Source organism: Pseudomonas sp. JQ170C (assembly GCF_035581345.1).
Lineage (GTDB): Bacteria > Pseudomonadota > Gammaproteobacteria > Pseudomonadales > Pseudomonadaceae > Aquipseudomonas.
Map to the genome: position 1 here is coordinate 2,101,755 of NZ_CP141608.1, position 23,252 is coordinate 2,125,006.

At 58.8% G+C, this 23,252-nt stretch carries 19 protein-coding genes and 1 pseudogene; 10 read left to right on the forward strand and 10 right to left on the reverse strand.

Going from position 1 to position 23,252, the window contains the following annotated elements:
- Positions 1-67 precede the first annotated feature (67 nt).
- From U9R80_RS09930 to U9R80_RS09955, 6 genes are all read left to right on the forward strand, one after another.
- A complete protein-coding gene (locus U9R80_RS09930) occupies positions 68-3,475 on the forward strand; it encodes a phage tail tape measure protein (protein WP_301841430.1) in 3,408 nt (1,135 codons plus the stop codon).
- Positions 3,476-3,484: 9 nt separating this feature from the next.
- On the forward strand, positions 3,485-4,330 hold the full coding sequence (locus U9R80_RS09935; RefSeq protein ID WP_301841429.1) for a phage tail protein: 846 nt from the start codon (positions 3,485-3,487) through the stop codon (positions 4,328-4,330).
- Positions 4,305-4,511, forward strand: coding sequence for a tail protein X (locus U9R80_RS09940; RefSeq protein ID WP_301841428.1), 207 nt, complete (start codon positions 4,305-4,307; stop codon positions 4,509-4,511). Before U9R80_RS09935 ends, U9R80_RS09940 begins: the two co-directional genes overlap by 26 nt.
- A gap of 66 nt (positions 4,512-4,577) precedes the next feature.
- The gene (locus U9R80_RS09945; protein WP_301841426.1) at positions 4,578-5,627 is read left to right on the forward strand and encodes a phage late control D family protein; all 1,050 of its coding nucleotides are present in this window, start codon (positions 4,578-4,580) and stop codon (positions 5,625-5,627) included.
- 32 nt (positions 5,628-5,659) lie between these two features.
- Positions 5,660-6,229 carry a glycoside hydrolase family 19 protein gene (locus U9R80_RS09950; protein WP_301841424.1) on the forward strand — a complete coding sequence of 190 codons (570 nt, stop codon included), beginning with the start codon at positions 5,660-5,662 and terminating at the stop codon, positions 6,227-6,229.
- On the forward strand, positions 6,229-6,783 hold the full coding sequence (locus tag U9R80_RS09955) for a lysis system i-spanin subunit Rz (RefSeq protein WP_301841422.1): 555 nt from the start codon (positions 6,229-6,231) through the stop codon (positions 6,781-6,783). Before U9R80_RS09950 ends, U9R80_RS09955 begins: the two co-directional genes overlap by 1 nt.
- A 150-nt stretch (positions 6,784-6,933) precedes the next feature.
- On the opposite strand, the gene U9R80_RS09960 is transcribed toward U9R80_RS09955, so the two are convergent.
- From U9R80_RS09960 to U9R80_RS09980, 5 genes and pseudogenes are all read right to left on the reverse strand, one after another.
- On the reverse strand, positions 6,934-7,920 hold the full coding sequence (locus tag U9R80_RS09960) for a S1 family peptidase (RefSeq protein ID WP_301841419.1): 987 nt from the start codon (positions 7,918-7,920) through the stop codon (positions 6,934-6,936).
- Positions 7,921-8,347: 427 nt separating this feature from the next.
- Positions 8,348-8,668, reverse strand: a pseudogene (locus U9R80_RS09965) (SOS response-associated peptidase family protein); the annotation flags it as partial.
- Positions 8,653-9,330, reverse strand: coding sequence for a hypothetical protein (locus U9R80_RS09970; RefSeq protein WP_324804855.1), 678 nt, complete (start codon positions 9,328-9,330; stop codon positions 8,653-8,655). The gene U9R80_RS09970 and the pseudogene U9R80_RS09965, both read right to left, overlap by 16 nt.
- 71 nt (positions 9,331-9,401) lie before the next feature.
- Positions 9,402-9,863 carry a helix-turn-helix domain-containing protein gene (locus tag U9R80_RS09975; RefSeq protein ID WP_324804857.1) on the reverse strand — a complete coding sequence of 154 codons (462 nt, stop codon included), beginning with the start codon at positions 9,861-9,863 and terminating at the stop codon, positions 9,402-9,404.
- Positions 9,864-10,011: 148 nt separating this feature from the next.
- The gene (locus tag U9R80_RS09980) at positions 10,012-11,439 is read right to left on the reverse strand and encodes a hypothetical protein (protein ID WP_301841414.1); all 1,428 of its coding nucleotides are present in this window, start codon (positions 11,437-11,439) and stop codon (positions 10,012-10,014) included.
- Positions 11,440-12,122: 683 nt separating this feature from the next.
- Between U9R80_RS09980 and U9R80_RS09985 the strand changes: the two genes are divergently transcribed.
- On the forward strand, positions 12,123-12,674 hold the full coding sequence (locus U9R80_RS09985; RefSeq protein ID WP_301841412.1) for a hypothetical protein: 552 nt from the start codon (positions 12,123-12,125) through the stop codon (positions 12,672-12,674).
- A gap of 399 nt (positions 12,675-13,073) precedes the next feature.
- Positions 13,074-13,271 carry a hypothetical protein gene (locus tag U9R80_RS09990; RefSeq protein WP_301841411.1) on the forward strand — a complete coding sequence of 66 codons (198 nt, stop codon included), beginning with the start codon at positions 13,074-13,076 and terminating at the stop codon, positions 13,269-13,271.
- Between the two features lie 892 nt (positions 13,272-14,163).
- On the opposite strand, the gene U9R80_RS09995 is transcribed toward U9R80_RS09990, so the two are convergent.
- From U9R80_RS09995 to glcD, 4 genes are all read right to left on the reverse strand, one after another.
- On the reverse strand, positions 14,164-14,550 hold the full coding sequence (locus U9R80_RS09995) for a hypothetical protein (RefSeq protein WP_301841410.1): 387 nt from the start codon (positions 14,548-14,550) through the stop codon (positions 14,164-14,166).
- Between the two features lie 309 nt (positions 14,551-14,859).
- Entirely contained in the window at positions 14,860-16,098 is a 1,239-nt protein-coding gene (glcF, locus tag U9R80_RS10000) for a glycolate oxidase subunit GlcF (RefSeq protein WP_301841409.1), read from the reverse strand.
- A 2-nt stretch (positions 16,099-16,100) separates the two neighbouring features.
- On the reverse strand, positions 16,101-17,159 hold the full coding sequence (glcE, locus tag U9R80_RS10005) for a glycolate oxidase subunit GlcE (protein WP_301841606.1): 1,059 nt from the start codon (positions 17,157-17,159) through the stop codon (positions 16,101-16,103).
- A gap of 5 nt (positions 17,160-17,164) precedes the next feature.
- Complete coding sequence (glcD, locus tag U9R80_RS10010) at positions 17,165-18,664, reverse strand: glycolate oxidase subunit GlcD (RefSeq protein ID WP_301841408.1); 1,500 nt, start codon at positions 18,662-18,664, stop codon at positions 17,165-17,167.
- A 253-nt stretch (positions 18,665-18,917) separates the two neighbouring features.
- Here glcD and glcC point away from each other — a divergent pair, with 253 nt between their 5' ends.
- Positions 18,918-19,691, forward strand: a complete 774-nt coding sequence (gene glcC, locus U9R80_RS10015) for a transcriptional regulator GlcC (RefSeq protein ID WP_301841605.1) — start codon at positions 18,918-18,920, stop codon at positions 19,689-19,691.
- A 56-nt stretch (positions 19,692-19,747) separates the two neighbouring features.
- On the opposite strand, the gene U9R80_RS10020 is transcribed toward glcC, so the two are convergent.
- Complete coding sequence (locus U9R80_RS10020) at positions 19,748-22,396, reverse strand: autotransporter family protein (protein ID WP_442964969.1); 2,649 nt, start codon at positions 22,394-22,396, stop codon at positions 19,748-19,750.
- Between the two features lie 432 nt (positions 22,397-22,828).
- On the opposite strand from U9R80_RS10020, the gene U9R80_RS10025 reads away from it, so the two are divergent.
- Positions 22,829-23,251 carry a PA0061/PA0062 family lipoprotein gene (locus tag U9R80_RS10025; RefSeq protein ID WP_301841405.1) on the forward strand — a complete coding sequence of 141 codons (423 nt, stop codon included), beginning with the start codon at positions 22,829-22,831 and terminating at the stop codon, positions 23,249-23,251.
- Position 23,252 lies beyond the last annotated feature (1 nt).

Here is a 23,252-nt window from a genome sequence, read left to right on the forward strand (position 1 = left end):
CATGACCATGTCCTACAGCGACATGGTCTGGTGGCTCACGGATTGAGCCCGCACTCAAGGGGGAGTCATGGCGAACAAGCTGTCGTTAGGGCTGGTCATCGGCGGTGTTGTCAGTTCGTCGGTGGGGGCTGCCTTCAATACGGTTACCAGCGGCATCAAGAAGCTGGAGCAGCAGGGCAACAAGGCCAAGGTGTTGAAAAGCACCATCGGCGAAACCATTCGCTTGCGCGAGGAGTGGAAGAAAGCGCATGACAGTGGCGCGGCCTCGGCGGCCGGGTTGTTGCGCAAGCTGGACGGTAACCTGGAAAGCCTGCGCAAGCAGGGTGTCGAAGTAGGGCGACTCAATCGCGAGTATCAGCGCCTGGGTCGAACTGCAAAGTCGGCCGATCTGCAGATCAAAGGACGCCAACAGATCGAGCAGGGTAAGGCCGGGGTCAGGTCGAGCGTTGGCCAGGCCGTGGTTGGCGTTGGTGCGCTCGGTGTGGCTGGCAAGATCAGCGCGGACTATCAAGCGATCATCCGTGACATTGCGATCAAGGCCGGCGTCGCCAATCAGCCGAAAGAGGCGGCCATGTCGCGCACGGTCATTCAGACCGCGCAAGACACCGGCATGGCCCGCAACGACGTGGCCGATCTGGTCAACCAGTTGGTTGGCGCCGGCATGGAGCTGGACAAGGCGATGGCCTATGCGCCGGTGGCGGCCAAATTCGCCATTGGCCAGGGGGCCAGCGGCGTCGATACCGCGAGCATGATTCAGGCGCTGGAGCAGAACGCCAAGATCACTGACCCCAAGGTCATGCAGCAAGCCCTGGAGGCTATCGCCCTGCAGGGCCAGGCGGGCAGCTTTGAAGCCGCCGATATGGCCAAGTGGTTCCCGCAGTTGCTGGCGGGCATGGAGAAGAACGGCAGCACCGGCCTGGGCGCGGTTAGCTCGCTGGGTGCGATGCTGCAAGTGCAGATGAAGACTGCCGGCGGCTCGGACGAGGCGGCCAACAACCTCAAGAACTGGATGGAAAAGATCGGTTCCGGGGATGTGGTCAAGGCTTATGCGGATGCTGGTATCGACTATCAGTCGTCGCTGAACTCGGGCATTCAAAAGGGTATGTCGACCCTTGAATCCAGCTTTGCCTTGGCCATGAAGTACGTTCAAGCCACCGACCCGGCCAAGGCTGCGAAGATGGCCGAAGCCCAGGCTAACATCAGCAAGGAAGTTGATCCCGAGAAGGCCAAGGCGGCGCTTGAGTCCCTGGAAAAGTCCCTGCGTACCGGCGACATCTTTGCCGACATGCAGGTCAAAGCAGCCCTGACGGCTTACGCGGCCAACCGTGGGCTGTACGAAAACCTGAAAGCGCAATCGACCTCGAAGGACGCGGCGGGCATTCTCGACAAGAACTTGGCTGAACGCCGCGAATCCTCGGCACAGATGTGGGCTGAGACGGCGCAGGCGGCCAACGACGCCATGCGCAGCATGGGCGATGCCATTCGCCCGGCGACTGATCTGGTGGCCAAGAGCATCAAGGCTGTGGCCCAGGGGCTAACCAACTTGTCGGATGGCTCGCAGGCGGTGGTGTTTGGCCTTACCGCTGCCGGCGCGGCGTTTGTGGCACTGAAAACGGTGCTGAGCGGCCTGAAGGTTGCTCGGGGCATGGCCAACATCGGGCGGGGCGTGGTGCTTGGACGTGCTGGCTCCAAGGGGTTGGGCGACGTTGCGGAGGCTGTGGCCGAGAAGGGCCCGCAAACCGGTATCAAGCCTGTTGACGCTGGCCTCAAGGCATTGGGTGGATTGCTGGGGGCTAGCAATGACGACAACGCCGGCAGCAGTAAGGAGCCGCAGCGGGTGTTTGTTGTCAATGCCAACGCCATTGGCAGTGTGGGTGCTACTGGGGCGGCCCCTGCAGGGTCGCGCCGGGCACGACGACGTCAGCGGCGAACGGCGGGGCGTGCTACTCCCGCGCCGAAATTGGCTGCTCCAGCAATTGCACCAGGGCGATTTGCCAAGATGCTTGGTGCCGCAGGCAAGTTGGGTATGGTCGGCCGGGTAATGCCGGGTGGCTCGATGCTCGATGCCGGTGTGAAGGCTGTCGACACCTACATGAACGCCGAAACCAAGGAAGAAAAAGCCGAGGGTTATGGCGGTGCGGTAGGTGGGTTGGGTGGCGCGCTGGCGGGAGCGGCTACGGGCGCAGCGCTCGGAGCCGTTATTCCGATAGTTGGTCCCCTCGTTGGTGGCGCGGTTGGTGCGTTCCTCGGCGGCATGGGTGGGGAAAGTCTGGGTGGCCTGCTGGGCAAGAGCTGGTTTGGCGGGGAAGACAAGCCAGACGAAGTCGCCGCCGGCGAGAGTCCGCTGGTGGAGAAGGCGCCGGCGACCCAGCAGGCCAAGGCTGTCGAGGTGGCGCCCGTACCAGCAGCCCCTGCTTTGCCTGGGCCTGTTGTGCCGCCGGTCGTGGTTACCATGCCGGCGCCCGTCCCAATGCCAGTACCAGCTGCGGCGCCCGTGGTGGCTGAGCAGCCGCCGGCGGTGTCCTACGACCCACGCGACCCGAACGCCAAAGACCCGTTCTTGCTGCCGGCCTTGGCCAGTCACAAGGCTCGTTTCCCTGGCGCCGAGTTGGTGCCGCAGGAGCCGGTGGCCGCGCCTGTGGTGGCAACAATGCCGGCGCCCGTGCCAGTGCAACTGTCAGCAGCGGCGCCCGTGGTGGCTGAGAAGCCACCGGCGGTGTCCTACGACCCACGCGACCCGAACGCCAAAGACCCGTTCTTGCTGCCGGCCTTGGCCAGCCACAAGGCTCGTTTCCCTGGCGCCGAGTTGGTGCCGCAGGAGCCAGTCGCCGCGCCTGTGGTGGCAACAATGCCGGCGCCCGTGCCAGTGCAAGTGTCAGCACCGGCGCCCGTGGTGGCTGAGCAGCCGCCGGCGGTGCCCTACGACCCGCGCGACCCGAACGCTAAAGACCCGTTCTTGCTGCCGGCCCTGGCCAGCCACAAGTTGCGGTTCCCTGGTGCTGGGTTGGTGCGACCAGAGCCTGCGGCGGCGCCGATAGTGGCAGCAATGCCGGCGCCGGTGTCCAGTACTCCACTATCAGGACCAAGCCGACCGGCACCCGCAGCGTCGGTACCGGCTGCTCCGGTAGTGACCAAGATTGTGGATCAAGGAAAGCCCCAGGTGCCGATCATTGTGCCGGGCGCGCCTGCAGGTAAGGCAAACGAGCTTGGCGACGTGGTGCGTTCCCTGGTCCCGGCTGTGCCGCCGGCGGCGGCTTTGCCGGTACCGACCAAGGTGGTCGAGCAGCGTAAACCCGAGGCACCAAAGATCGACCAGCAGTTCAGCTTTGCCCCAAAAATTGAGGTCACGGTCAATGGGGATGTGAAAGATCCCGCGCAGTTGGCCAATGAGCTTGCTCCGCACCTGCAGCGGCAGTTCGAGGAATACAGCCGCCAGGCACTGAGCCGTCAATTGCTCGATGCACCGCACGCATAAGGAGGGGGAATGCCCTACATGGAACAGATGGAATCCGGTTTGAAATCCCTGGTGCAAGCCGGGGAGGCCGGCCGTCAGGGGCTCGACGGCATGCTGGGCCCCATGAATGGAGCCATCGGCGACATTACCGGGGCCGCTTCTGAGCTGGAAAGTATCCCGTTTGTGGGCCCGGAAGTGGGCGCCAAGCTGCAGCGCACCATGCGTGGAATCAACCTGGCGCAGTCCAAGGTGGGCGAAGTAGCGGCCATGTATGGTCAGGCCACCTCAGGAATGTCTCAGGTGCAGGCGCGCATGGGCACGCTCAGGGAGCAATCAGCCCGGGCCGGGGAGGCAATCAACAAGGTGGCGGGCAAGCTAAGCCCGTCGCTGGCCAACGTGGTGTCGACGGCGAGTTTTTCGCCGCTGGCAACCCCGGCAGCCCAGTCGGTGACGCCGTTCCCGCACCTGCTCATCATCCAACCCCTGCGCCCGGATGCGCGGCCGTATTACTTCAACCTCAACACGGCGGCGTTCGATGAGCTGCGTCGGCAGACCGCGTTTCGCTGGGCTGGCCAGGAGCGTTTGAGCCGCAGCATTGCCCAGCAGGCCATCGGCCAAGGTGAGGATAAGCTGAGCCTCAAGGGCGCGATCTTTCCCGGCTTCAAGGGTGGGCTCAAGCAACTGGACACCCTGCGCAGTATCGGCAGGGCCTTGGAGCCGCTGAGCCTGATCACGGGCTATGGCGAGGTGCTGGGCACCTGGTGCTTGCTCAGTCTGGACGAAGAGCAAAGCCATCTGCTTGCCGGTGGTATCCCGCGTAAACAGTCCTTTAGCCTGGAGTTTGTGAGCTATGGCGGCGACCTGCAGAACATCTGACGGGGATTTGCTCGATGTGATCTGTCAGAACCATTACGGACACCTCAACGGCACGGTGGAGGCGGTGCTAGATGCCAACCCCGATCTGGCCAGGCAGGCGCAGCCGTACCGCGCTGGCTTGGTGTTTCACTTGCCAGAACTGCCGGCGCCGACCGAAACGCTGGTGCAACTGTGGGATTGATCCCGCGTTACGCCTAACAAAGAAGCCCCGCCCCGTGCGGGGTTTTGCTTTTCTGGAGCCCCAAGCATGAAACCCACTTTTCGTATCGTCGCGGATGGCAGAGACATTTCCGCGATGATCAATGACCGGCTGCTGTCGCTGCGCACCAGTGACAAGCCGGGGATGGAGTCCGACGAATTCGAGTTGCGCATTGATGACCGTGACCAGGCGGTGCTTCTGCCGCGTCGTGGTGCAAGTATCGAAGTGTTCCTGGGGTATGCCGGTCAGTCCCTGGCTCGTTTGGGCCGATACACGGTCGATGAGGTCGAGCTGTCCGGCCCGCCTGACAGCCTGGTCATTCGCGGCAAGGCCAGTGACATGCGCGGCAGCGGCAAGACCACGCGCAGCGGCAGTTGGGAGGGTGTGCCCTTGCAGCAAATCGTTCGGGACATTGCGGCACGCAACGGCTGGGAGCCGGTCTGCCCGGTGGCCAGCAAGGTGCCCCGTGTCGACCAACTCAACGAATCGGACTTCAACTTCATCACCCGCCTGGCCAAACAGTACGACTGCACTGCCAAGGTCGGCGACGGCAAGTTGCTGGTGCTGCCGCGCCAGGCTGGTCAAAGCGCGAGCGGCAAGGCCCTGGGCACCGTAACCATCACCCGGCGGGACGTGAGCCGCTATCAGTTTCGGGTCAGTGATAAGACCACCCACAAGAGCGTTCAGACCAAGCATCAGGACCCGAAGTCGGGCGAACTGAAAGTAGTCGACCTTGAGAACGACGAGTCCCCCAGCGGCCTGCCGCCTGTGCATACCGATCGGCACATTTATCCGAACAAGACCGCCGCCGAGCAGGCCGGCAAGGCGCGCTTGGCCGCGTTCAACCGCAGCACTGCCGGTGTGCGGCTGGAAATGGCCGGCCGCACGGATCTGTTTGCCGAGCGCCTGATTATCGCCCAGGGATTCAAGGTCGGCCTCGATGGCGAGTACCTGGTGGATTCGGTCGAGCAGGTGTTTACCCAGTCCGGTTGGACGACGACCGTCGAATGCAACGGCGGCAAGAAAGGCAAGGCCAAGGCCGGCGAGAAGAAGACGAAAGAATCCAAAGAACTCAAGACCGTGGACCTACAACCCTAACGACCCATGTGGTCAGCAATGGAGAAAAACCTATGGCTATCAATACGCAGCAATTGCTGCAGATCCTCCCTAACGCCGGCCGCAATGCCGGCGTTTTTGTTCCTGGGCTGAATGCCGCGATGGGCAAGTACGCCATCATCACTCGTCTGCGCATGGCCGCGTTCATCGCCCAGATTGGTCACGAATCTGGCCAGTTGCGTTACGTCCGAGAGTTGGGGGGCGATGCCTACCTATCCAAGTACGACACCGGCAGCTTGGCCAAGCGCCTGGGCAACAGCCCCGAGGCCGATGGCGATGGCCAGAAGTATCGCGGCCGGGGATTGATTCAGATCACCGGCCACGACAACTACGAAGCCTGCAGCGAAGCGCTGTTCGGCGATAGTCGATTGCTCAACACCCCTGAGCTGCTTGAACAGCCCGTCTATGCGTTGCTGTCTGCCGGCTGGTACTGGCAGCGGGCAGGACTCAATAGCCTCGCGGACAAGGTGCTGCGGGCCGATGACTCGGTGTTCGAGCTGATCACCCGCCGTATCAATGGTGGCCTGAATGGGTTGAAGGATCGCCAGGCGCTCTACAAGCGGGCGCTTGAGGTGTTGCAGTAATGCCGCTGAATTGGCGTATCGCACTTCTGGCTGTGGCGGTCGGGCTCTATGCCGGCGGGCGTGTGGCTTGGGTGTGGCAGGCCTGCGAGTACGGAAAGCAGTTGGCTGAACAGGCTGCAGGTTATGTCCAGCAGCTGGCGGACAGAGATCGGGCTCACGGTCGTGAGCGTGAGGAAGCTGCAGCTGCAGCCTTGGAGCAGTTGGCAGCGCAGAAAAGCCAGCGACAAGCCCTGGAGGATCGCCTGCAGGAACAGGGCAAAACCCATTGGAAGGAAATGAACGATGCACAACAGACTCAAGCTCGCCTGCGTGACAGGCTGGCTACTGCTGACTTGCGGCTGTCAGTCCTTGTCGACGCCGGAGCCTTTGCCGCCCAGGGTTGTGACGGTGGGATGCGAGAAGCCGCCGGCACCGCAGGCGTGGTTCATGGAGCCGTTCGCGCCCGACTTGACCCAGCGCATGCTCAACGAATTTTCGGCATCACCGACGACGGTGATCGAGGACTGATCGCTCTGAAGGCCTGCCAGGCCTACGTTCGCGAAGTCGCCAAATGAAAAGAGGCGAGCCGGGTAGATGCGCCAACATCCAGCCCGGCCCTTTGAATTCACACAGACTTTCTGCAACTCCAGGCGCGGGAGTCGAGTACCTCGCTTCTGTGCTAGGATAAACAGTTGGTAAGACACGAGCGTGCAGCATATTTGACGTTATTTATTAAGCTCTATTGTTTGGGTGATGTCTCCATTTTTATCTTTCATAACTAGCTGCCCTGAGCATTGCTGAAGTAGTTTCTGGTATGCGGGCGTAGATACTGGAGCATGGAATGGCATTTCTCCATTTTTTTGCTGTGTAAGTGTTTCTTCAATTGCGTCGACATGCCAGCACCGCCCGAGCGCAGTTTGGGCAAGTTTCGTGTCTCCGATCACGCCGGAGTATATTCCAAGAAGCTTGAATGCTCTCTCAGTACCGTGTGTCATCGAGCTTGTATCGAGTCCGGCGAGGGCACTTAGATCTCCATCGGCGAAGCGCCTGGCGGCTGCGGAAGCTTCACGGTTTGGAAACTTAACAACCTCTTTGTCCTCTGAAATTAAGACTGGCGCTCCAGACATGCCAGGCCTTGAAAGCGAATCCAGCAATATGACTCTATCCGCTAATCGATACGACGGTTCAGTGGCTATGCTGGCTCGCTTCCAAACTGGAAGATAATAAGGAGTAGATTGCCCGAAAGCCTCCGTCAATTCGACATGGCTGAAAGGATAGCCTAATATGAAGGCATCCTTACCAACCGCTTCGTCAATTTCAGATTCTGCAAATTTTTCGATTTCAAAAATATGAAAATGATCTTGTATAGAATCGGGTAGAGGATAAACGGCTATATCGACTTTCCCTCCCATATTGTGCTCAAGCCATATTGGATTCATTTCTGGGTCGTATAGCGGGCAGGTGATTTCTGATAATGTATTTTTTTTGCTCACGGCAGTAATTTTTAAGAGGTGCGGAGGTGGTAGTTCGCCTATCATCTCAGGCTTAGATGGATCTATTCCACTGAATATGTGCCAGTTTGTGACGAGAAATAGCTCTCCATTTTTCCTTGTGAAAAATCCAGTTCCGTATCCCCTAGGTATAAGCTCATCGGTTGCTGCATTGACAAAGGACGTTTGCAGGTACGTGGTGGCTGCCGAAAGTTTGTTCATTATTCAATTTTCGCCTGAATTTTGTTAGTGGGTTTTTCGCACGAACTGCGAGGATAGCGGTGTTGCTTCGTTGCGAGCAACGTCCATGTTCAGGCGAAGCGGTCGCCCATCAAGAATGATTGTGGTTACTGTGAAGTCGCCCGATACTGTGTGCATAGACAGTAAAAGCCAAGCGAATAAGTTGGAAAAGTTGAGTTAGATTTAGGGCAGAATTGGGGCCGCATGAAGCCGTAATGAGCCTTTTTGTTCTAGGTGACGAGCAGAGTTTTCGGGCTTGATACGGCCTGCCGCGAAATGCGGGCGAGTTCAAATCCCTATCCTTGGGCCAGGCCAGCTGTCTTGGGAGCGCTGAGTGATATTACTCAAGCAGATGGTAGTCGTCTTACCTTTGGGTCAGGCGTAGCGCCTCGGCAGTGGTCAGATCGAAAACCCACTCAAACCAATTGTCGATTGGCACAATGTTCCGGTGCGGCCAGATAGCCCTGAAGAATAGGCCGTGAGCGACTTTCTCCACTTGAGCATTGATGGGTGCTACTCGGTCCTTAGCCCAGTGCGGTCGCCAACCCCAGCGCACCAGGTCTGCATGTAGCACGCCATCCTGCATGTTCAACACGGCTACTTGAGTAGTTGGAGCGACGTTGTAACGATCTAACGGCTGCTCGCCGGCGCTGTTGGCCAGCGGGCAACTCATACTTAAGGCATCCACAAAGTCGTGGATACCCCGGTACTGGCTCAGTCTTCCGCACATCCCGGTTCTCCCAGGTCATCTGGTACGAATCCCTGCCCACCGCAGACCTCACAATCTTCGCGTTGAGCGAACGAATCACAGCACGCCGGGCAACACTTGAACGGCGAGTATCTCACCCGATCCCGCAGGATCCGGTACCGCACCCAATCATTACCCTCGAACGCTTCCTGCGCCAGGTCCACCAGCACCCGATAGGCGTCAGGATCTCCAACACCCTCGAGCATTTTTCCGTCGATCATCCGTGCCGTTTCGATTAGACGAAAGGTTTTACCGTCCTGCCCTAAAATGAGTAGACCTTTGATCACGCCAAGCTCGCCGGAAGTACGCAGCACAATTCGGAGCTGGTCACGCTCTTGAGTCACCATCCCATCGAAACTGAAGGCGTCAGTGCGATTCTCTTCATAGTAGTTACCCTGTTTGATGTATCCCACGCGAGAACGGCCACCTTCGGGCACTACGTTGTAGCTGGATGCTCGGCAGTACAGCTCCTGGGCAAACTGCTCTTCCAGTCCGGCAGTGTAAGCCGCCTGTACCTGCTCTCTCAGGTCGTGTAGTTCCAGCGGGTCGAACAGGCCAAGGGCGTCTAGGTCTTCGGTAGTTGACCTCATGATTTGCAGGTACACCTCAGGATTGCTCAGCCTCAAATGTTCATTGCGCAGCATTCCGTGCCAGTGCGCCAAGGCCTCTGGTTTGGTATGTGAGTGCTTGCTCATTAGGTGGGGGCACTAGGCGATCATTCGACTAAATGAAAGTCATGCCTGGTGCTGGGGTCCGGAGTCGCCCCGCGCAGGTTATCTGCGATCATCGGCTTTTGGCCGGGGAAGAAGATCAGGGCCTCTTTTTCAAATGCAAACGAAAGTGCTTGTATCGTTACGGGGCGAAGCTGACGGGCCCGGGACTCAAAGTCTCTGATAGCTTTGATGGAGACGCCTGCGCGAAAGGCTAGAGCTTCGACAGACCATCCAAGTAGTTCGCGGGCCTGTAGGCAGTGATCCTGATCAAAGGCTATTGGGAAGGCTTCTGGCGTCAGGCACAGCTCTTGATTCGCTTGCTTTCGGCTTCGAGCCTGGTCTAAATCGAAAAGCTCTGCTGTCACTTTTGCATCCTCGTTTTCTGTATGTATATACAGTATTCGAGGCGCGATGATTTTGGCTAGTCCCCAATCGTCACATGGGGCATAAATGGGGCAAACCATACGCCAATCTATGCCAAGCGATGCCAACTTATGCACGTTTGCGTTTATGCAAAAAAGCGCCGGCTCCCTTGTTCTGTGGGGCTTCGGCGCTTTTGCGTGTTAATACTCCAGCACAATTGGAGTGTGTAATAGTCGAATCAAAGCGGACTCATGACCAGGTCAGATAACCAGCTGTTAGCTGCTTAAACCTGCTGTCTAGTGGTGCTTTGCCGTTACCTGGAAGGTGTGTCAGGAGAAAGTCGATGCACTCCTGAAGGCGCTGATTGACCACGCCGGCTTTGATTTTTTCCAGCGCTTTGCAGGCTTGTTTACGGCAAAGCTCGTCACTAAGTTTAACCTGGATTTCAAAGCTCGTGAGTGCTGCTAGTGCAGTAGGCGCCCATTGGTCACCTAGCAAACCTAGAAGTTTATCGTAATAAATTGCACCTCTTGGGGAAACTCCGCTGCAATATGGCCGGCCGTTACCGATTCGACAAATCAGGAAAACCTTAATCAGCTTGGGTGCGAAATTCGCAAGAATGTCCTGCTGATTGTGTATGTAAGACATTATGTCGTCAGCTACTGGGGCTTCGTGGTGGAAGTTGTCCCAAGCATTATGTTTTTCTAGTAACGAGTCTATCAGTCCATCTACGATAATCGCTCGCTCAGCACCTGAGCGGAATGCATTACCATTAACGGCTTGGAGAAACTGAACGCCAAGCTCGTATTTGTCTTTGTGGAGGTTAGTGTTGTAACCCTCGAGAGTTAACCCAAGGCGATATTTGAAATCCTCATTGCTAGCTTGCCAGACAGGAACTGAAAGGAGGGAAATATTCTTCCTGACTTGTGGGTCCGTATCTGCGGCTACATAGATCCCAAACATAGTTCTGAGGATGTTCCCGCAGTGATGAGACGCGAGCTCATTTATTTTGCTAGTAATGCTGGCAAGGTAAGCTGCGTCTAGAGGCTGCGTGTATGTGCGGAGATTCTGGATAAAAGCCTGGACCTGCAGTGCGGACTCAGTTGGTCGATCCTTCAGCACATCTTTGATGCAGTTTGTAAGCCACGCTAAAAGCTCGTAAGCGTTAATTGTGTAGTTTGTTGGGTGGGATATCCCAATATCGTTGCGCATGTCGAGCATGTGCTTGAGTTTTTTTGTTGTTGTCTCACTAATCAGTTCAAGCTTTCGGCATGTATCCAGAAGAGTTGCGTCTTTTACTGCGCGAAGGTCGTCTTCCGTTTGATAAAACTCCCTGTTTTTTCCTCCGATTGCCGCGTCGTAAAAGATGTCGAGCCCATAAGCTATTACTTTCTTGTGTAAGTCTAGAACGACTTCGTTCCAAATCGCATTGAGGGAGTAGTCAAAAAGTCCAAATCCTGCGCCTACAACAAATTTTGAAAGGTATCTAGCACCTTGTTTGGCATCATGAGGGAGTGATTCAATCAATGCCGGTAATGCCTGCCCAATAATTGCCCTTTCCTCTTGGGAGGCAATGATATTTTCATGCGGCAAGCCAATGGCTTGCAGCAGCTCAACGACCATCTGCGCTTGTGGGTCAACTAACTGCATTTGTGGCTTGGGGACTAGACTGCTCATAGTGGATCCGTTCCTATCTGCAATACGATTTTGGGGCCTGGGTCTCGATGACAGAGCTAGAGCCTGTGGGGCCGAGTGAGCCAACCTGAAGCCTATCCGTGTCAGGGTCTGAACGCATTGTGCCAGTACAGGTGTGTTCGGGCTATGGAGCCAGCGTGAGTGCATTGCGCTGCCGCTTGTGGGGTGCAGTCGTAAGGCAGTCCAGCGCGTCAGGCTAGGCCGCACATCAGCGTGTGGTCAGGGCGTTATGCTGAAAATTCTTAGGGCAAATTTAGGGCAGATACTGGGCCGCTCAGGGCCGCGGAAGACCGAATGTGCGTACTGTGACGCCAGGTTTTGCTGGCCTAAAGCGGCCTAAGGAGGGCGCCGGGCGGGTTCAAATCCCTATCCATTTTCCTCGCGTCCGTTATCGAGCCAGAGTGGACACTCTATGTCCTAGCCCGCATTCGAGCCTCAAAACTGAGGATAAAGCCATAATTGCCAAATGCCATTCCAGGCAATATATTCCCGCGCGGGATGGCAAGTTGACATCGCTGTCCCAGGGCTTCCGAAGGCCTAGTCGACCCACCAAGGAGGTGGAGGGCCTGGAGCCATGCGTTGGCTGTCGCGATTGCGACAGGCAGCTACGAGTGCGGGGTTGCACTGAAGGTGCACCTCGGCAACGACAATGCAAGGACATGTGAATGAAGTTTGATTGCGCAAAAATTACCGGCAAGCTCGACCATGTTGAGTCTGTCAGTCGTATGGACGGTGGTTTCACTGCTAGTGTAAAAATCGACGGAGCAGTGATTCCAAAACTGAAAATGGCAAGCAGGATATACGAAGAGCTGAACGTTGGCGAAAATGTTACTCTGTACGGACTCTTTAAAAATAATAAGGATAAAGGGAAAAACGAGGGGATCTTGTATGGTCTTAAAAAGGAAAGCGGCGAAAAGATGTTTTCCACCGAATTCCGCTATAAAGTTCCTATGCTCCTCGCTGTAGTTTCCGTGTTCGCTTTTTGCTTTGTGTTTGTAGCCGGCTGGGCACTATCTGTCCTCCCTGTGAATTACTATATGGGTACCGCTGACGTTATGTACAACACCACCGTGGTGGCTGTTGTAGAAGCGAGTTTGGCTGCCGCATTTTTCCTATGGCGGGCATGGGTGATGGTTCAAGCCACCGCAGATCCGGAGGCTTGGGAAGTTATGGATGCTGCAACGGTCTCATCGCGTTTTAGCAAATTTGATAAGTAATACAGGTAGGCGATCCCCACAAGGATAACGCGACCACGCGCAAACTGTGCAAGCGGAGCGCGCAGCCAGGATGGCGGCGGCGTGAGGATGGAAGCCCAGCGGGTGGAGCCCTATTGGGCTCGGTTTACGACAGCCATCACCGGCAGGGGCACGCTCAAGTATCGTTGCTGGTTATTATCAGCATCCTTTGCAAAGACCCTGTGTAAGCGTACGGGGAATACGTCTTGCGCAGGTCAGTTGGGCATCCATTGATGCGGCAGCGACTGTTCGATCTCACTGGACTTCTGTCAATGGGGCCTTGCGTTTCAGTCTGTCCAATCCATCATCGGGCCGAATTGCGCGTCTTCCTGCCTCCGACGTGGGGGGTACAATGATCATTCGAGGGTAAGGGGCTCATTTATGAAAACCTTAAGCGGACTGATCGAGGCTGGCGAACCGCTGATCCAGCAGGCTATTGATGCATTGCAGCGGTACCATGAAACCCAGGAAGCGGGCAGACTGGCAAATGAAGTGGAGCGTTTGCGCCTGGAGGCAGAGTCTCTTTACCACGCCGTTACGGACTACCAGTCCGAGCCTTGGGATGAGGTTGTTCGATAGGTCAAGCGGGCCTCAAATCGATTCCGCAACTGCATCCGAACCCCTTGCGGGATAAGGCTTCCAGCCCATTCACTCTAGCTGAGGTGCGGAACGGAATCTTACGTAAGCTTCTGTTTTGTAATGAAAATTTTGTGGACTTGAAAACCGTCGATGGGCAACTATCCTAGAGTTCGAATCTCTACGCTTCCGCCACTTTCAAAGCCCTGATTATTCAGGGCTTTTTGCGTTTCTGGGGTTCTAAAAATAGGGCCTTGGGACCACGGCTGGGACCGCCAAAAGTTCATCGCTTCCACTTCGTTTTCGAGTCACTTCCAAAACGCTTGATATTGGATGGCTCGGCGCAGTCATGCGGGAGACTGGAAATGTGCTCCAAGCAGCCACCAGCCTCGCGGGGAGGGCATGATTCCTTGAAGTGGCTATCAGTGATCACCCCAGCACGGGGCAGAAACCAGCAGGGCGATCACTAACTCACCAACTATTACCGTTTCGATACTGAAGCACTGCGCTTCTGCCTTCCTCCACTCGCGGTAATCCGCCGAGTGCTCGGCTGCTCACGTCCTCTTCTCGGCCATCGCCGATACCTCGCAAGCCGCTCGGCGGCAAGTGGATTTGGTGCTGGCGCCGGCCGTGCCGGGCGCGGTTTGAAATGCGTTTCATGTTGTTCTCTGTTGGTTCCAGACGCACACGACTTCTAAGGCCCTGGTGGCCTGGGTCTCATCGAGCGTCAGTTTGTTGGGAGTAGCGATCCAGCCTGAGGCGGTGGGCGCTGTGGGTGGCTCAGGGCACCTCCTGATTGGCCTCATATCAGGCATGGAGGTGTCGGCTGAACGGGGTGGAAGTGCCCCCTCGGCCAGACGCGGCAACCGGGGGGCGATCCACTGGGATGGCTCAGTCAGGACATGGCCGTTGGGAGGCGGGGTGCTTTTTCGGTGGAGCGCGAGATCGCTGTCAGTGGGTGATAGTAATCAACCCTTGCCAACTTCTTCACCCGGCGGCTCTCTCGGTGGCAGAACGCCAGATAGACGCCAAATGCCACGATCAGTGCTATCGGCAGTACCAGCAGACATATCAGGCTGATCATGAGCAGTTCGGGTGTTCTGATTTTTTCCAGTGGCAAGTCAAAGGCACCTCGCAACAGCTGCATGGCCGGGTTGGGCCCTAGCGGCTTTTCAAAGTCGTCCAGCCAGTAACGGTAGTACGCCAGTAGTTGACAAATGAGCGTCACCCCGAGCCATGAAGCCGCCAATGTTGCGCACAGCGTTGCTGTGAATGAAAACATAATCAAGCCCTTTTCTGACACATACCTAAAAGCGGACACACAGGCTGGGATGAACTTGGTTCGAGTCAATAGTTTGCCGGTGTTATAACTACAAACCCGCCCCTACACCTTGAAAATCGGGGCTTATTATTCGCGCTTCGCAGTTTTGCGATATAGGAATGGTCTGAATTTTTAAGCGTGAGGGTTTCCTGTCGACGTCCGGTACTGTGACGGCCGGAAAAGAATTCAGTTGTAACCAGTTCTAGCGCAGGGAACGTACCGATTTTGTGTGAGGCTTACAAATAAGCAATTAATACATCTCTTTGCAAATCAATAGCCTACGCCAGTCTTCATATCCAGCGCTTCATCGACGAGTTCGATCCAGTGCCGCACCGGTGTGCGACCGGCGCCGTCGAGGTGGGCCTGGCAGCCGATGTTGGCGGTGACGATCACCTCGGGCTTGCCGCTTTCCAGGGCATTGAGCTTGTTGTCGCGCAGTTGCCTGGACAACGCGGGCTGGGTCAGCGAATAGGTCCCGGCCGAGCCGCAACACAGGTGGCTGTCGGGGACAGCCGTCAGTGCGAAACCGAGGCGAGTGAGCACGCCCTCTACCGCGCCCCCGAGCTTTTGCGCATGTTGCAGGGTGCAGGGGCAATGGAACGCCAGGCGTTTGTCGGTGCGTACGCCGAGCTGCTCCAGGGGCTCGACGCCGAGCACCTCGACCAGATCCTTGGCCAGGGAACTCACGCGCCTGGCCTTCTGGGCATAGATCGGGTCATGCGCCAGCAGGTGGCCGTACTCTTTGACAAACGCGCCGCACCCGCTGGCGGTTTGCACAATGGCCTCGGCGCCCAGTTCGATGGCGGGCCACCAGGCATCGATGTTCTGGCGTGCACGCTGCAGGCCGTGCGCCTGGGCGTTGAGGTGGTAGTCCACCGCACCGCAGCAACCGGCTTCATGGATCGGTGTGACGCTGATGCCGAGGCGGTCGAGTACCCGCGCCGCGGCAGCGTTGGTGTTGGGGGCCAGGCCAGGCTGCACACAACCTTCAAGCATCAGCACGCGGCGGGCATGACGGGGCGCGGGGCGAGGTGTGGTGGCACGGGAGGTGCGCGGCAATTTGGCCTGGAGGTTGGCGGGTAGCAGTGGGCGAAACACCTGGGCGACCTGGGTCAGCCCCTTGAACAGACCGGCATGCGGCACAACGGCACGCACGCTTTCACGCAACGCCCGTTGCGCCAGCGGGCGAGGCACGGCAGCGTCGACGACGGCGCGGCCTATGTCCAGCAGATTGTGGTACTCCACCCCCGACGGGCAGGTGGTTTCGCAATTGCGGCAGCTCAGGCAGCGGTCCAGGTGCAGTTGGGTCTTGGCGGTGACTTCATTGCCCTCCAGCACTTGCTTGATCAGGTAAATGCGCCCGCGCGGGCCGTCGAGCTCGTCGCCAATCAGCTGGTACGTCGGGCAGGTGGCATTGCAGAAGCCGCAATGCACACAGCTGCGCAGGATGCGTTCGGCTTCCTCGGCACGCGGCAGTTGCCTGGCCTGTTCACTCAAATGGGTCTGCACGGCTACACCTCGCTGTACATGCGGCCAGGGTTGAAGATGCCCTGGGGGTCGAGCTGAGCTTTGAGTTGCCGGTGGTAGCGCAGCAAAGGCGGTGACAGCGGATGAAACGGGCTGTCGCAGTGGCCGGCAGTGAAGCAGGTGGCGTGGCCACCGACGTCGGCGGTGAGTTGGCGGATCAGCGCGGCATTGGCATCGGACTTCAGCCAGCGCTGCGCGCCACCCCAGTCGATCAGTTGCTCGCCGGGCAGCGCCAGCACGCCGGTGCTGGTCGGTACCGACAAGCGCCACAGCGGGCCCGGGGTGGTGAAGAACTCCAGGCGCTGCTCACGCAGCTCGGCCCAGTACGTGCTCTCGATCAGTTCACCGCCAAGACGCTCGCGCGCGGCCATCACCGAACTTTCGCCGCCTTCCAGGCGCAGGTGCAGCGCCTGGCCGTCATGACTGGCGGCGCTCAGTGGAATGGGTTGCTGGCCCCACTCGGCGAGCTTGCGCAGCGCCACGGCGACCTCCATCTCCAGGCGCAGGCTGAGGCACTGGCGGGGCTTGGGCAGCACTTTGAGCGACACTTCGGTAATCACGCCCAGGCAGCCAAAACTGCCGGCCAGCAAACGCGACAGGTCATAGCCGGCAACGTTTTTCATGACCTCGCCACCGAAACGCAGGTGCTTGCCGGTACCTGTGATCAATCGGGTACCCAAGACCAGGTCGCGCACCGCGCCGGACCACGGCCGCCGCGGGCCCGAGAGGCCTGTAGCGAGCATTCCGCCGAGGGTCGCGGTGTCGCCATGGCGCGCAGGCTCACACGTGAGCATCTGCCCGGCCGCGTCCAGCACCGCTTCCAGCTCCGCCAGCGGTGTGCCGGCGCGGGCGGTGATCACCAGCTCGGTCGGGTCGTAGCTGACGATGCCGCGATGAGCACGGGTATCGAGCACTTTGCCGTCAACGTTACGGCCGAGAAACGCCTTGCTGTTACCACCCTGGATGCGCAACGCAGTCGAGTTGTCGAGGGCGTCATTGACCTGCTCCAGCAGCGCCGCGCTGGCGTCGCAGTCATGCGGCATAACCATTAGAAACGCTCCAGATCAGGAAAAGGCAGCTTGCCGTGATGGACGTGCAGGGCACCGAATTCGGCGCAGCGGTGCAGGGTAGGGATGTTCTTGCCCGGGTTGAGCAGGCTGCCGGGATCAAAGGCGGCTTTCACGGCGTGGAACAGGGTGAGTTCGTCGCTGTTGAACTGGGCACACATCTGGTTGATCTTCTCGCGCCCCACGCCGTGCTCACCGGTGATGGTGCCGCCCACCGCGACGCAGAGTTCGAGGATCTTGCCGCCCAGTGACTCGGCACGCGCCAGTTCACCGGGCTGGTTGGCATCGAACAGAATCAAGGGGTGCATGTTGCCGTCACCGGCGTGGAACACGTTGGCCACACGCAGGCCGAAGGCCTCGGACAGTTCACGGATGCGCCTGAGCACACCGGGCAGCTCGCGACGCGGGATGGTGCCGTCCATGCAGTAGTAGTCCGGCGAAATACGCCCTACGGCCGGGAAGGCGTTCTTGCGCCCGGCCCAGAACTTGACGCGCTCGACCTCGTCGCGAGCCATGCGCACCTCGGATGCACCGGCCTTGGTCAGTACCGCACGGACACGCTCGCACTCGTCGTGGACGTCGGCCTCCACACCGTCGAGTTCGCACAGCAGGATGGCTTCGGCATCCACCGGGTAGCCGGCGTGAATAAAGTCTTCGGCGGCGCGAATCGCCAGGTTGTCCATCATCTCCAGGCCGCCCGGGATGATGCCGGCTGCAATGATTTCACCGACCGCACGCCCGGCTTTCTCCACGGCGTCAAAGCTGGCCAGCAACACCTTGGCCACTTGGGGCTTGGGCAGGAGCTTGACGGTGACTTCGGTGATGATCCCAAGCAGGCCTTCAGAACCGGTGAACAAGGCGAGCAGGTCGAAGCCGGGTGAGTCCAGGGCATCGCTGCCCAGGGTCATGCGCTCGCCTTCAATGGTGAGAATGTCCACCTTCAGGAGATTGTGAACAGTCAGGCCATATTTCAGGCAATGCACGCCACCGGCGTTCTCGGCGACGTTACCGCCAATCGAGCAGGCGATCTGCGAGGAGGGGTCGGGTGCGTAATACAGGCCGTAAGGTGCGGCCGCCTGAGAAATCGCCAGGTTGCGAACGCCCGGCTGGACGCGGGCAAAACGCCCCTGCGGGTTGACCTCAAGAATGTGTTTGAAACGCGCCATCACCAGCAGAACACCTTGGGCCAGCGGCAGCGCGCCACCTGACAAGCCGGTCCCGGCCCCGCGCGCCACCACGGGCACCGTGCGCTGATGACAGAGTTTGAGCAGTCGCTCGACCTGTTCGACGCGCTCAGGCAACACCACCAGCATCGGCGTGGTGGTGTAGGCCGAGAGCCCGTCGCATTCGTAGGGTTTGAGGTCTTCCTGGGTGTGCAGCACTTCCATGTCCGGAAGCTGTGCACGCAATTCAGCCAGAAGGGCGGATTTGTCGACCTTGGGCAGCGCGCCATCGACGCGCTCGTCGTACAAAATACTCATGGCAGGTTTCTCGCTTGAAGTCGTTCTTGTGTGCAGCACCGGTAGCGAGCCGATCCGCTTGTTATAGAGGTATGTGTAGAGCCTTGTATGAACGCCGTCTATTGCTATCTGGACTGGTATGACCAGTTTTTTCCAGCAGGTACCCGCCCGATCCCTGCGGTGAGGCTTATCTATAGAGGGATGCTGCAGCTATAGTGCGAGGCACGTGAACCACCCATCAGCACTGGTACTACCAGTGATCGAGGCGCCCAGCATGCAGGAAGAGACAGCCGGTATTCGCCGCCAGGTCAGTGATGTGGTGGCCGAGCGGATTGAGCGATTGATCGTCGATGGCGTGCTCAAGGTCGGCCAGGCACTGCCGTCGGAGCGCCGCCTGTGCGAGAAACTGGGGATATCCCGCTCGGCCCTGCGTGAAGGGCTGAAGGTGCTGCGTGGGCGCGGCATTATCGAGACGGCCCAGGGCCGCGATTCACGGGTTGCCAGGCTGAACGGGCCGCGTGATTCCAGCCCGCTCATGCACCTGTTCAACTCCCAGCCGCGCACCCTCTTTGACCTGTTGGAGGTGCGCGTCCTGCTGGAGGCCGAATCGGCACGCCTGGCCGCCTTGCGTGGTACAGACGCGGACTTCGTGCTGCTGACCCGCCGCTATGAAGAAATGCTCTCCGCCCACAGCCAGGCAGAAGCGGTCGAGCCGCACGAACATGCCCGCCTGGATCACGCCTTCCACCTGGCGATCTGCGAGGCCTCGCATAATCCGGTGTTGCTGCACACCCTGCAGTCATTGACCGACCTGATGCTCAGCACCGTGTTCGCCTCGGTCAACAACCTCTACCACCGGCCCCTGCAAAAACGCCAGATCGACCGCCAGCATGCCCGGCTCTATCACGCGGTCATCGAGCGCCTGCCAGAGCAAGCCCAACGCGCCGCGCGCGAACACATCAACAGCATCCGCGACAACCTCAAGGAGATCGAATTGGAGGAGCAGCGCCTGGTGCGCGCAACCATGCGCCTTGAAGGCTGGACGTAGCGGTCCGGGGCCCGACCTTGACAAGCCGAGGTCTTGCTCGTTGCGCGCTTCATTACTTACCAGCTCATCCTCAGGCCCAGGTTGCCGCTGACGCCTTCCAGCGTATTGCTATCGAAATTGGCAGTGTAATCCGCCGCCAGATACACACTCACGGTCGAAGACAGCGTGGCAACCGCCCCTACGCCCAGATCGGCCGTAGACGATTGGTGATCGCTTTTGATCCGATCGACGTCATCGTAGGTCACCGTGTCGCTGCCACCATAGGTACGCCAGGCATTGGCTCGCACGTAAGGTTCGATGGGCGTGTCCTGCACCCGGTAACGCCCCTTCAGGCGCACACCCAGACGACCAGTCCAGTAGTCCTGGGCATCGAATGACACCTTGGAAATCCCGTCACTCTGGCTGTCCAGATCTATCTGCTGATTGATGACCTGAACCTGCGGCTCCACTACCCATCGCTCGCTGATCGCAATCGGATAACCAGCTTCTGCCGACAACGCCAGTGCGTGACCTCTGCTGTCCATCTTTACGCCACGATTGGATTTGTTGTCACCATCAAAACGGGTGCCCATGGCTACCAGATCCACGTACCAGCCTGGGGGCGCAGTCAATGTCCAGTAGGTACCGAAGTGGTCGCCGTCGAGTTTGACTCGGCCGGAATGACGGTCCTGGAAACCCTCGGCAAAGCCTTTGACGTCACCGTGCAGGCGGCTGCGGCCCATGAACAGCCCGAAGCGCTGGATCTGCCCGCCGCGGGTAAGCGCGGCGTACAGGTCATGGCCCACCTGGTAGCCCTTGGTGGAGCCGTCGAAGCTCGGTGACACGGTACCTGACCAGCTTTTGTCGACGTCACTGCCATAAGTACGGCCCCAGCCGGCTGGTGCGGCGCCGGTTTCGCTCAGGAGGCTTTGTTCGCCTTGGCGGTCATGGAAGGTGCCCAGTGCTTGCAACGTCATCAACTGCGCCGTCGGCACCACTACCGAATACACCGGCACCTCCAGGCGATACAGCGGAATCGGGTCGGCGCCGGCAATGGCGCTCGGCAGGGCTGGAGTGGTGAGGGCAGGGGCCGGTGAGCGTTCGGCAGACGCCTGGGTCGGTGCTGGGGCAGCGGGCTCGACCGGCGCGACGGGCTGCGCTGTTGGCGGTTCCACCGGCGGTTCATCCGGCGCTACCACGGGCGTTACCGGGGGAATCGGCGCAACCGGCACCACGGCTGCCGGTGCCGGCGCAGGGGGCGGCAGCGCTTGCGGCGACACGGCCACCACGGAAGAGCGCAGATACCAGTTGTTTTCCGAGCCGGCGGTGACACCCCCCTTGAACAGGTAGTATTCATAGGCCCCGGCGGACAGCGAGCCGTTCAACGCAAAGGCATCGGTGCTGCTGACCGCACCGTTGAGCGCCTGAACGACTTCGATCCCGTTTTGTTGGGTCAGTCCGCCAAGACCGCCCAGGTTGGTCACGGTCAATTGTGTAGTGCCGCTGAGGGTGCCGTTGGAGACCACCAGTCTGTCGCTGGCCGAGCGGTCGTCACCGAGAACCGTTTGCAGCCACAACCGGCCACTGTCACCGACGTAATTACCGTGAACTGTCAGCGAATCCGTGGCGCTGTTACTGCCGGTGGTCATGTCGATGGTGCCGGTGTTATTGAGGGTTGCCAGTTGACCGGCGGTGTAGGGGCGGATACTGCCTTGGGTGACGGCCAGCACGCTGAGGGTGTCGATGGAAAGCGTGCCGGTATTGCTGCCACTGTCGCCAAGAAAGAAGTTCCCGGCCAGGTCGAAGTGCGAGTTGTTTCTGAGGTTGACGGTTTCCCAGCCGATAAAACGGGACGCCGTGGCGAAGGTAGTGCTGTCGAAGGTCAATTGATCACTGCCCAGGCCTGCGTCGATGGACGGCGTCGCGCTCAGTAGGCTTTCCGTCAGGCCGCTGAGCAACGCCGTGTCGTTACCGTCGCCCATCAGCACGGCAGATTTGATCTGGCCACCGTTGAGCCAGTTGAACGTGTCGTTACCGACGCTGGCGCGGATCTCGCCGTTGATGATGCCGCCACTGACGGTGATGCTGTCGTCGCCGCCACTGGTGCTGATATTGCCGCCGATGGTGCCGCCGGAGACTTCAATCCTGTCGATGTCGAATCCGGTGACGAGGTTGCCGAGGATCGCGCCGCCAGACATGACGTAGACGTTTTTTTCCAGCTTCATGTCTACCCGGCCGATGGTGCCCCCCGTTTGCTGTGCCACGTCGCCGTCCTCAAAGGCGTCGATAATGGTGCCGCCGGTCATCAGGAAGGTGTCACGGCTATCTCCCTGAGCGAGGGACTGAATTTGCCCGCCGGTCATTACAAAGTCGTCGATACCATTGCCTTGCCGAACAGCGCCGGTCACGGTGCCTGCACTGATTTGGAAGCGATCGGCACCGTCGCCTTGGTCGATCGTTCCCACTACGAGTCCGGAGTGCATAGTGATCAGGTCCACGCCCGGGCCGAAGCTGATATTGCCGTTGACGGTGCCGGAGCCAGTTGCGGGAAACACTAGTGTGTTGTTGCCAAGCAGGTCGACAAGACCTGCATCACTGCTGCCGCTGTCACAGGCGTAGGTCGTGTCCCCTGCATCAGCCGTCAGGGTACAAGCAGCTTGCACCTGTTGCACTGCCAGACTAAGAAGCGACAGCGCTCCCGCTTGAAGGAGTCCATTGTTCCCCATACGCAGTATACGGTGCATTAGGAATCCTCTTGCTCGGTATTGTTGTTGTATTGAACAAGCATTGACTGTGTCGTGTTGCTTAGTGCGTGGGTATGTTTTGGGTGTAAGTAAGCTCCGGGTGTAAATATGTTTAGAGCGTGAGTGCGGTATCTGCAAGTGGCTGGTTGTTGTGGTTCGTGTGTAATGCGAGGCGTGTTTGAACTATTGTGAATAATTATAAAGTAGTAGTGCGCGGAGTTTATTGTGGCTGGGTGCATGTCTGGGCAGGTCAAGTATCAAAATTGACTAGTCGTTAAGTAGGTAGAAACTACCGCGCATCCGGCAGCGTGCTAGTGCAGTTCAGCCGATGGGTGGTGGGGTAATGACAAATAAAGTGTCTGAACCGTCAGTGTCTCCACTATTCTGAATAGATAACCCCTTGGGGTATTTATCATGCGCAGGATAGTGCTGTTACTCGCCGCCAGTGCCATTGCAGGTTGTCAAACCCCGATTCCCGTTGCCGATCCGCAGATGGCCTGGGTCGATTTCTCTACACCCTTTCCCAACGACAGATTGCTGCTGGCCGAGCGCCTGGATAAGCAGCGCCTGCGCGACGGGCGCTTTTTCCAAGTCAGCCCCGGCAGTCATGAATTGATCGTTCGCTTCGACTTTGAAGTGGCCGGTGGCGGGGGCATGGGCATGATGGGCGGCCCCTCCGTACGTGTGTGTTACCTGACCGTCAATTACGCCCATTTTGAAGCGGGTCAACGCTATGTCCTCGAGGGCCGTTCGATTGCCTTCACCCCCGAGGCCCGGTTGTACAACGCCAAGCGCGAGATTGTCACCGAGCTCAGCGATTTCTATTGCCTCATGTGAG